A 9,213-nucleotide genomic window follows, 5' to 3' on the forward strand; every position below is an offset into this window, starting at 1 on the left:
GCACGACCGAGATGGTCGCGAGCGCGACCTCGACCGCCAGCATCGCGATCAGCGCCAGCGCCCCGATCCAGTACAGCTCGACGACGTTGCCGACCTCGCCGGAGGCCGCGTAGTCGGTGGTGCTCGTCGGCGCTTCGGGCAGGTCGATCTCGGCATCCGCCGCCCTGGCCCGGTACTCGATGCCGAGCTGCTCCGACACCCGGCGCAGGTTGTCTTCATCGATCACCGACCGGGCGGGCTGTCCCTGGTACTCGATGTATCCACCGCTCTCCGAGCCCTGGCCGGTCGTCTTCCGCATCGGCCCGCCCTCGGCGGTGCCGTAGCCCAGCACCGCCCCGCCGTCGACGTACTTCGCGCTCGAGGCGAACGACTCCGGCTCGCTCGACGCCGTCTGCTCGCCGTCGCCGAGGTAGAACACCATGCGCCCTCGCTCGGGCGACGCCTCCGCCGCAGCCGCGAGCGTGTCGGCCAGCATCCGGTTCGCGATGCCGATCGACGATCCGCGCGACTGATCGGTCACCTCGGGCCGCAGCACGTCGAGCGATGAGATGAGCGCGGTCGCATCCGTCGTCAGCGGCAGACGCAGCTGCGCGGCCGCGTCGAAGCTGATCAGCGCGAACCGCGCCCCCGGGTACTCGTCGACGATGGCCTGCACGTCGGCGCGGATGCCGTCGATGCGGGGGCGGTCACCTGCCCAGTCCTCGGCGACGATGCTCGCCGTCGTGTCGACGACGATCACGACATCGGTGTCGGTGGCGAGGGTCTCCGAGGTGCCGCCGGGGATGCCGGGCCGCAGCAGCATGATGAAGACGACGACGATCATGCCCAGGCGCAGCGCCCACAGCCCGCGCGAGGGCCCTCTCACGAGTGCGCGCACGACGAAGAACGCCGGCACCGCGCACAGCAGCGCGAGCAGGATCGGATGCAGGACGGGCTGGAGGATCACGGGCGCCTCCCTCCGGCATCCCGAACCACGCTCAGCAGCAGGACGAAGCCGAGCACCGCCACGAGCATCAGCGAAATCCACAGGTTCGGGCTGTCCACCAGGATCACCTGCGCCTGACCCTTCAGCGTCGTCGCCTCCTGCTTCTGGATCTCGGCGATGATGTCGCCCACGGTGGTGGTCGCCCGCAGCGCGTACGACTGCCCGCCGGTGAGTGCCGCCGCGTCGGCCAGCTGCGCGCTGACCTGCGCGTCCTTGCCCTGCACCGGGTTGAGGGCGAAGACGCGCACGCGCTGCGCCTTCGCGTACTGCGCCGCCTCGTCGAGCGTGAGGATCGACGCGCCCGCGAGCTCGTTGTCGGTCGCGAGGATGACCGACCGGCTGCGCTCATCGTCCTGGTGGTCGAAGCGCATGGTGCACGCGGCGAGCCCGTCGCCGATCAGCGATGCACCCGGGCCGTTGAGCGTGCCGACCCAGTGCTCGGGCGTCTCATCGACGTAGTCGAAGCTGCCGCGCACGTTCTGAAGCTGCTCCTTCACGAACGCGTAGTCGTCGGTGAGGGGGAACACCTGCACGGGCGAGCTGTTGAAGATGGTCAGTCCGATCCGCTCGCCCTCGAACCCCTTCAGCAGCTCTTCGAAGACGCTGAGCACCTCGACGTCGACGTCCGACATCGAGCCCGACACGTCGAGGCAGAGCATGATGTCGCGGCTGGCGTTCACCGGCTGCACGGTCTTCGGCGCCATCGGACGGGCTGCGACGACACCGCCGAGCAGCACGGCGATCGCGCCGAGCGCGACGATGCCGGACAGCAGCGCCGTCCGCCGCCGCACTGCGGCGCGGAACGAGGGCAGCGCGCGCAGTCGCTCCGCGCGCGAGACCAGTGCGGCCGGCCGGGCGTCGGCTCGTCGGCCCGAGCGGATGCCGATGACCGCGCCCACCGCGACGGCTGCGACGAGCACACCGAGGGCGACCAGCGGCATCCACCAGATGTTCAGTGTCACGTCGTCACCCCTCAGTGCCAGCTCGTGACGACGGTGCGCGCGGCGTCGGCGCCGTAGACCGGATCGATCGCAGGTCCGCGCTGGAAGATGCTCGGGTAGTAGTGCCGGCGGATCGCGTCGATGAGGGCGGGATCGACGCCGCGAGCGACGAGGTCGTCGAGCGCGAGCACCGGAGCCTCGAGCCCGGAGTACTCGTTGACGAACGCGCGCACGGTGCGGCTCAGCTCGAGATTCGCCTGTCGCGGCGTCATATGCCCCGAGCGGTATGCGTCTTCGATGCGCTGGACGTCGGCCAGGTACTCCCCGCGCAGCTGATCGAGGACCGCCGCTGCCGGCGGTGCGAGTGCGGCCTCTCCCGGCAGGGTGATGCTCTGCCTCGGCCTGGTCAGCGCGATCAGCAGCCAGGCGCCGCCGGCGAGCAGCAGCAGGATGCCGATCGCCAGCACGAGCCAGCCCCAGCCGTACTGAGCGGGCGGATACAGCTCATCAGGTGCGGGCATGCGACCTCCTGTTGAGCATGGCGAGCAGCGTGGGCACCGCCGCGCTCTGCGCGCCGAACTCGGCGTGCGCGATCTCGAGCCGTCGCAGCGTGGCATCGCGCGCGGCGGTGTGGGCCGCCTCGTCGGCGGCCAGCTCGGCCATCACCTCCACGTCGCCTTGCACGAAGTCGGGAATGGTCCAGCCGCTGTCGACGTCGCGTCGGTGCGTGCCCGCGCTGCCCCGCCGGATGACGGGGTCGGCGTCGCGCACGGTCATCCAGAGCACATCGTGCTGCACGGTGAGCCGGCGCAGCAGGCCCTCGGTGTCGGGCGTCAGCGGCGCCTCGTCGGTGACGAGCACGACGATCATGCGCCGTGCGATGTTGCGCGCGGTGTAGCGCAGCAGGGCATCCCGATCCCCCGCCGCCGTGCTGGAGTCGATCGCCGCGCTCACCGTGCGCAGCGCGTGCTCGAGGGCGCCCTCGCTGCTGCCGGTCGCCAGCCGTCGCACGCGAGCGCTGTCGCCGTAGACGACGGAGAAGTCGTCACCGTGACGCACGGTGAGGAAGCCGAGGGCACCGGTCAGCAGCACGGCGAGATCGCGCTTGCCGCCCTCGTCCTCCGCGAGCGCGCGCATGCCGCGACCGGTGTCGACGAGGAACAGCACCGTGTGCTTGCGGGTGGCCTTGGTGCGCTTGATCAGCGGCTCGCCGTGACGGGCGGTCGCGCGCCAGTCGATGTCCCGCACCTGATCGCCGAACTCGTAAGGTCGCAGATCCTCGAAGTCGAGGCTGCGTCCGCGCAGCAGCGAGGCGTACGCGCCGTCCAGCGCGTGCATCGACTTCTGCGACGAGCGGATGAAGAGCGTGGCCTTCACCTGGGTGATCAGACTCGCCATGGGCGCTACGGGGTCGGCACGGACGCGAAGATCTGGTCGATGATGTCCTCGCTGCGCACGCCCTCGGCATCCGCCTCGAAGGTCAGCAGCACCCGATGGCGCAGCACGAGGTGGCGCAGCGACCGGATGTCCTCCGGCAGCACGTGGGTGCGGCCGTTCAGCAGCGCCAGGGCGCGCGACGCCTGCAGGAAGGCGATGCTCGCGCGAGGGCTGGCCCCGTACTTGACGAACCGGGCGCGTTCCTCGCCGATGTACGGCGCCGGATTGCGGGTGACGTAGGCGATCTGCACGATGTAGTTGCGGATCGCCGGGTCGATGTACACCCGCGAGGCGATGTCCTGCAGGTCGTGCACATCGTCGAGGCTGATCGCGCCGGCCACGTGCCGGTCGGGGTCGAGCGCCCCCGAGTCGATGCGGTTGAGGATCTCGAACTCCTCGGCGGGGCTCGGGTACTCGACGATCGCCTTGAGCAGGAAGCGATCCATCTGCGCCTCGGGCAGCTCGTAGGTGCCCTCCTGCTCGATCGGGTTCTGCGTGGCGATCACGAGGAACGGGCGCGGCAGCGGATGCACCTCGCCGCCGATCGTGGTCTGCCGCTCCTGCATCGCCTCGAGCATGGCCGACTGGGTCTTCGCGCTCGAGCGGTTGATCTCGTCGAGCAGCACGAAGTGGGCGTGCACCGGGCCGAGCACGGTGCGGAAGCTGCCGGTTCCGGCGTCGTAGATCTGGCTGCCGGTGATGTCGCTCGGCAGCAGGTCGGGAGTGCACTGGATGCGCTTGAAGCTGGCTTTCACGGTGTCGGCCAGAGTGCTCGCCGCTGTCGTCTTGGCCAGCCCGGGCACGGACTCGAGCAGGATGTGCCCGCCGGCGATGAGGGCGATGAGCAGGCTGGCGCGCAGNNGGATGCGCTGCGCGCGAGCCAGATCGCCCGCTCCGGCGGGGGGCGCCTGCGAGGTCGATCCGGGATTCGGGAACTCAGACATCTCTCACTCCTCGTGCGCGTCGGGCGCTCGTCGACGACCGAGAACCCCCGGTACAGGGTAACCGCCCGGCCGATGCGCGAGCCGAAGGGCGGCATCGTGCAGGTGCGGTTCCCGATCCGGTTCACTCCGGCCGGCTGAGGGGCGAGGGGCGTCGCAGGGCCCCGCGGGTTCGTGCCGATGCGCCGGGGGCCGTCGCAGGCCCTCCGATAGGATGGTCACGCCCGATCAGGGCCAGCTCATCTGCCGGTGCAAACCCGGCGAAAGCGTGCAGCACCAGGGGGTACACGCATGCCAGGAATCGTGATCGTCGGCGTCCAGTGGGGCGATGAGGGCAAGGGCAAGGCCACCGACCTGCTCGGCGAGCGCACCGACTGGGTGGTCAAGTTCAACGGCGGCAACAACGCCGGCCACACCGTCGTCATCGGCGACGAGAAGTACGCCCTGCACCTGCTCCCCTCGGGCATCCTGAGCCCCGGGGTGAACCCGGTGATCGGCAACGGCGTGGTCGTCGACCTCGCCGTGCTGTTCCAGGAGCTCGACGCGCTCGAGGCGCGCGGCGTCGACACGTCGCGCCTGAAGGTGAGCGCCAACGCGCACATCATCACGGCGTACCACCGCACGCTCGACAAGGTCACCGAGCGCTTCCTCGGCAAGCGCCGCATCGGCACCACCGGCCGCGGCATCGGCCCGGCGTACGCCGACAAGATCAACCGCGTCGGCATCCGCGTGCAGGACCTCTTCGACGAGAACATCCTGCGGCAGAAGGTCGAGGGCGCACTCGACCAGAAGAACCACCTGCTGGTGAAGATGTTCAACCGCCGCTCGATCACTGTCGACGAGATCGTCGACGACCTGCTCTCGTACACCGAGCGGCTGCGTCCGCTGGTCGCCGACACCGGGCACCTCGTCGACGAGGCCCTGAACCGCGGCGAGGTCGTCGTGTTCGAAGCCGGTCAGGCAACCATGCTCGACGTCGACCACGGCACCTACCCGTTCGTGACCTCGTCGACCGCGACGTCTTCGGGAGCGGCATCCGGCTCGGGGGTCGGACCCAACCGCCTCGACCGCATCGTCGGCATCGTCAAGGCGTACACCACCCGCGTCGGCTCGGGCCCGTTCCCCACCGAGCTCGAGGACGAGATGGGCGAGTGGCTGCGCAAGACCGGGTTCGAGTACGGCACCACCACGGGTCGCGACCGCCGCACCGGCTGGTACGACGCCCCGATCACCCGCTACGCGACGCGCGTGAACGGCATCACCGATCTCGTGCTCACCAAGCTCGACGTGCTCACCGGACTCGAGCAGATCCCGGTGTGCGTGGCCTACGACGTCGACGGCACGCGCTTCGACGAGGTGCCGGTCAACCAGACCGACTTCCACCACGCGAAGCCGATCTACGAGAGCTTCCCCGGCTGGAGCGAGGACATCTCGACGGCGCGCACCTTCGACGACCTGCCGCAGACGGCGAAGGACTACGTGCTCACCCTCGAGCGGATGAGCAACACCCGCATCTCGGTGATCGGCGTGGGCCCGGCCCGCGACCAGGTGATCGTGCGCCACGACCTGATCGACTGATCCCGCAGCCGGGAGAGGACGCAGCATGACGCGGTTCTGGATCGGCGGCTACGGCTCCGACATGGAGGGCGATGCCGAGGGCATCGGCATCCTCTCGGTCGACGAGGGCCGCGGACCGTCGACGCTGCGCCATCGCGGCACGGCCGCGCCGGTGGCATCCCCCTCGTGGCTGGCGGCGCATCCGACGCTCGACGTCGTCTACGCCGCCCAGGAGGGTGCAGGGGTGGTGCAGGCGTTCGCCCGCGCCGGAGAAGCGGCGCTGCGTCCGCTCGGCGGTCCGCTCCCCGCCGGCGACTCGGTCTGTCATCTCGCCGTCTCGCCCGGCGGACGGATGCTGATCGCCAGCTGCTACGGCGACGGACGGGTCGTCCGCTTCGGCATCGCCGACGACGGCGCGCTCGTGCCGGCCGGCGTCGACAAGGCCGCGGCCCTGCGCGCCGCGCTGTTCGGCGACGGTGGGGCCTCGGGCTTCTTCGACACTCCGGGGGCCGACACTCCAGATGTCGGACCGGATGCCGGGAACCGTCCGACATCTGGAGTGTCGGCCCCCGATGTGCATCGCGCCCGCGACCCGCACCCGCTTCCCGCGGGTGAGGAGCCGCGCGTGTCGCACGCGCACGCGGCGGTGTTCCTGCCCGACGGGCGCATCGCCACCACCGACCTCGGGTTCGATCTGGTGCGCATCTGGCGGGCATCCGGCGCGGGGCTGACGGTCGATCACGAGGTCGTGCTGCCGCGCGGCACCGGGCCGCGCCACATGGTGCTGCACCCCAGCGGGCATCTGCACGTGGTCACCGAGTACTCGTGCGAGGTGTTCACCCTGGCATCCGCCCGCGACGGAGTCTGGGGCCTCGTCTCGGCCACCACCGCGTCGCCGATCGCCCAGATCGGGGTCGACTTCCCCGCCGAGCTCGCGGTCTCCCGCGACGGAGACACCCTCTACACGGCGCTGCGGGGCAGCAACACGCTCGCCGCGCTACGCGTGCGCGGTGGCGGCGAGATTCTCGAACCGTTCGCGCTCGCCGACTCGGGCGTCGACTGGCCCCGCCACCATCTCGTGTACGACGGCACCCTGCTCGTGGCGGGACAGCGGTCGGGCACGGTCAGTGTGGTCGACCTGGACGAGCGCACCGGAGCCCCGCGCGACGTGCGCCACGTCACCGACGCGCCGACGCCGACGGTGATCCTGCCCGCGCGCTGACCCGGCCGGCCGGTGCCGGTCCGCCGCACGGTGCACGCCGCTGCCCGTGTCAAGCCCCGTCGACGAGTCGCCGCACTCGGCGAGACTGACGGCATGAGCGACGAATACGACCTCATCGTCCTGGGTGCCGGCCCCGTCGGCGAGAACGTGGCCGATCGAGCGGTGCAGGGCGGGCTCACCGCCGTCATCGTGGAGAGCGAGCTGGTCGGCGGCGAGTGCTCGTACTGGGCGTGCACGCCGTCGAAGGCGCTGCTGCGGCCCATGCAGGCGCTGCGTGCGGCGCAGCGAGTGCGGGGAGTCGACGGCGGCAGCATCGCGCCCGCCGAGGTGCTCGCCCGGCGCGACGGCTTCGTCTCGCACTGGTCGGACGACGGCCAGGTCACGTGGCTGCGGAGCGCCGGCATCGATCTGGTGCGCGGGCACGGCAGGCTCACCGCCGAGCGCGAGGTCACCGTGACCACAGACGACGGCGAGCGGGTGCTGCGGGCACGGCACGCGGTCGCGGTGGCCACCGGATCGGATGCCACGATCCCCGACATACCCGGTCTCGCCGAAGCCCACCCGTGGACCAGCCGCGAAGCGACCGGCGCCGAGCACGTGCCCGACTCTCTGGCCGTCATCGGCGGCGGTGTGGTCGGCGTCGAGATGGCGACGGTCTACGCCGGACTCGGCGCGGCGGTCACGCTGATCGCCAGGCGCGGCCTGCTCGAGCGGATGGAGCCGTTCGCCGGTGAGCAGGTCGCCGAGGGGCTGCGCGGGCTGGGCGTCGACGTACGGCTGAACACGCAGACCACCGCCGTGCGCCGCGAGGGCGATGCGGTGACGCTGACCCTCGATGACGGTCACGAGATCACGACCGCCGAGGTGCTCGTCGCGACCGGACGAACGCCGCGCAGCGCCGACATCGGACTCGACGTCGTGGGGCTGCGACCCGGCCGCTCGATCGAGGTCGACGACACGATGCGCGTGCCGGGCAGCGATTGGCTGTACGCCGTCGGCGACGTCAACGGCCGCGCACTGCTGACCCACCAGGGCAAGTACCAGGCGCGCGCTGCCGGCGATGTCATCGCGGCCCGCTCTCGCGGCGAGGTCATCGCCGACGACGCGTGGGGCCGTCACGTCGCGACGGCCGATCACGCCGCGGTGCCGCAGGTCGTGTTCACCGAACCCGAGGTCGCCTCGGTGGGGATGACCGCGGATGCCGCGCGCGCGGCCGGCCGGGAGATCGAGGTCGTCGACTACGACCTCGGCGCGGTGTCGGGAGCCGCTCTGCACGCCGACGACTATCGCGGCACAGCGCGCATGGTGATCGACGCCGAGCGCGAGGTCGTCGTCGGGGCCACCTTCGTGGGGGCGGACGTGGCAGAGATGCTGCAGGCCGCGACGATCGCGGTCGTCGGCGAGGTGCCGATCAGCCGGCTCTGGCACGCGGTCCCCGCCTATCCGACCATGAGCGAGATCTGGCTGCGATTCCTCGAGGAGTACGGCAGGCAGTCCGCATGACAGGTCGGTGCGATTCCGCCGCAATGTCGGCGATGTCGCCTACCCTCGAAGGGATGCCAGGAGGTACGTGCATGAGAGCTGTCCCCGCAGGAGCCGCGACGCGATGATCGAGTTCCGGTCTGTCACCAAGAGGTTCCCCGATGGCACCCACGCCGTCGACGATTTCAGCCTGGTCATCCCGTCACGCAAGACGACCGTCTTCGTCGGCTCGTCCGGCTGCGGCAAGACGACGCTGCTGCGCATGATCAACCGCATGGTCGAGCCCACCTCCGGCGAGGTCGAGATCGACGGGAAGAGCGTGCTGGGCGGCGACCCGGTCGCACTGCGACGCAGCATCGGCTACGTCATGCAGAACTCCGGTCTGATGCCGCATTTCACCGTGCTCGACAACGTGGCGACCGTGCTGCGCCTCACCGGCGTCTCGCGTCGCGACGCACAGGTGCGCGCGCGCGAGATGCTCACCACGGTCGGTCTCGACCAGTCGCTCGCCGACCGCTACCCCAGCCAGCTCTCGGGCGGTCAGCAGCAGCGGGTGGGCGTCGCGCGGGGGCTCGCGGCAGACCCGAACATCCTGCTCATGGACGAGCCGTTCGGCGCCGTCGACCCGATCGTGCGCGCCGACCTGCA

Annotated in this window: 9 protein-coding genes; 4 read left to right on the top strand and 5 right to left on the bottom strand. The window is 70.8% G+C overall.

Annotated features, from left to right (window positions below):
* From BFN01_RS09755 to BFN01_RS09775, 5 genes are all read right to left on the bottom strand, one after another.
* The coding region (locus BFN01_RS09755; protein ID WP_071643876.1) for a VWA domain-containing protein at positions 1–946 on the bottom strand (946 nt) is incomplete at its 3' end.
* Positions 943–1,947, bottom strand: a complete 1,005-nt coding sequence (locus tag BFN01_RS09760; protein ID WP_256221105.1) for a VWA domain-containing protein — start codon at positions 1,945–1,947, stop codon at positions 943–945. The genes BFN01_RS09760 and BFN01_RS09755, both read right to left, overlap by 4 nt.
* A gap of 11 nt (positions 1,948–1,958) precedes the next feature.
* Positions 1,959–2,447, bottom strand: a complete 489-nt coding sequence (locus BFN01_RS09765) for a hypothetical protein (RefSeq protein ID WP_071643878.1) — start codon at positions 2,445–2,447, stop codon at positions 1,959–1,961.
* Positions 2,434–3,324 (bottom strand): DUF58 domain-containing protein, encoded by an 891-nt coding sequence (locus BFN01_RS09770; protein WP_071643885.1) that lies wholly within the window; start codon positions 3,322–3,324, stop codon positions 2,434–2,436. The genes BFN01_RS09765 and BFN01_RS09770 overlap by 14 nt, the downstream gene beginning before the upstream one ends.
* A 5-nt stretch (positions 3,325–3,329) precedes the next feature.
* On the bottom strand, positions 3,330–4,223 hold an 894-nt coding region (locus BFN01_RS09775), incomplete at its 5' end, for a MoxR family ATPase (RefSeq protein ID WP_256221106.1).
* Positions 4,224–4,595: 372 nt separating this feature from the next.
* Here BFN01_RS09775 and BFN01_RS09780 point away from each other — a divergent pair.
* From BFN01_RS09780 to BFN01_RS09795, 4 genes are all read left to right on the top strand, one after another.
* Positions 4,596–5,882, top strand: coding sequence for an adenylosuccinate synthase (locus BFN01_RS09780; RefSeq protein WP_071643889.1), 1,287 nt, complete (start codon positions 4,596–4,598; stop codon positions 5,880–5,882).
* A 25-nt stretch (positions 5,883–5,907) separates the two neighbouring features.
* A complete protein-coding gene (locus BFN01_RS09785; RefSeq protein ID WP_071643891.1) occupies positions 5,908–7,083 on the top strand; it encodes a beta-propeller fold lactonase family protein in 1,176 nt (391 codons plus the stop codon).
* A 93-nt stretch (positions 7,084–7,176) separates the two neighbouring features.
* Positions 7,177–8,586, top strand: coding sequence for an NAD(P)/FAD-dependent oxidoreductase (locus BFN01_RS09790; protein ID WP_071643893.1), 1,410 nt, complete (start codon positions 7,177–7,179; stop codon positions 8,584–8,586).
* 103 nt (positions 8,587–8,689) lie between these two features.
* Positions 8,690–9,213: ATP-binding cassette domain-containing protein (locus BFN01_RS09795; RefSeq protein ID WP_143187210.1), on the top strand; the 524-nt coding region annotated here is incomplete at its 3' end.

It is taken from the genome of Microbacterium sp. AR7-10 (assembly GCF_001878835.1).
Taxonomy (GTDB): domain Bacteria; phylum Actinomycetota; class Actinomycetes; order Actinomycetales; family Microbacteriaceae; genus Microbacterium; species Microbacterium commune.

Coding starts and splice junctions, on each gene's coding strand:
- BFN01_RS09790 (WP_071643893.1), top strand. CDS start 7,177: ATGAGCGACGAATACGACCTCATCGTCCTGGGTGCCGGCCCCGTCGGC.
- BFN01_RS09785 (WP_071643891.1), top strand. CDS start 5,908: ATGACGCGGTTCTGGATCGGCGGCTACGGCTCCGACATGGAGGGCGAT.
- BFN01_RS09780 (WP_071643889.1), top strand. CDS start 4,596: ATGCCAGGAATCGTGATCGTCGGCGTCCAGTGGGGCGATGAGGGCAAG.
- BFN01_RS09765 (WP_071643878.1), bottom strand. CDS start 2,447: ATGCCCGCACCTGATGAGCTGTATCCGCCCGCTCAGTACGGCTGGGGC.
- BFN01_RS09770 (WP_071643885.1), bottom strand. CDS start 3,324: ATGGCGAGTCTGATCACCCAGGTGAAGGCCACGCTCTTCATCCGCTCG.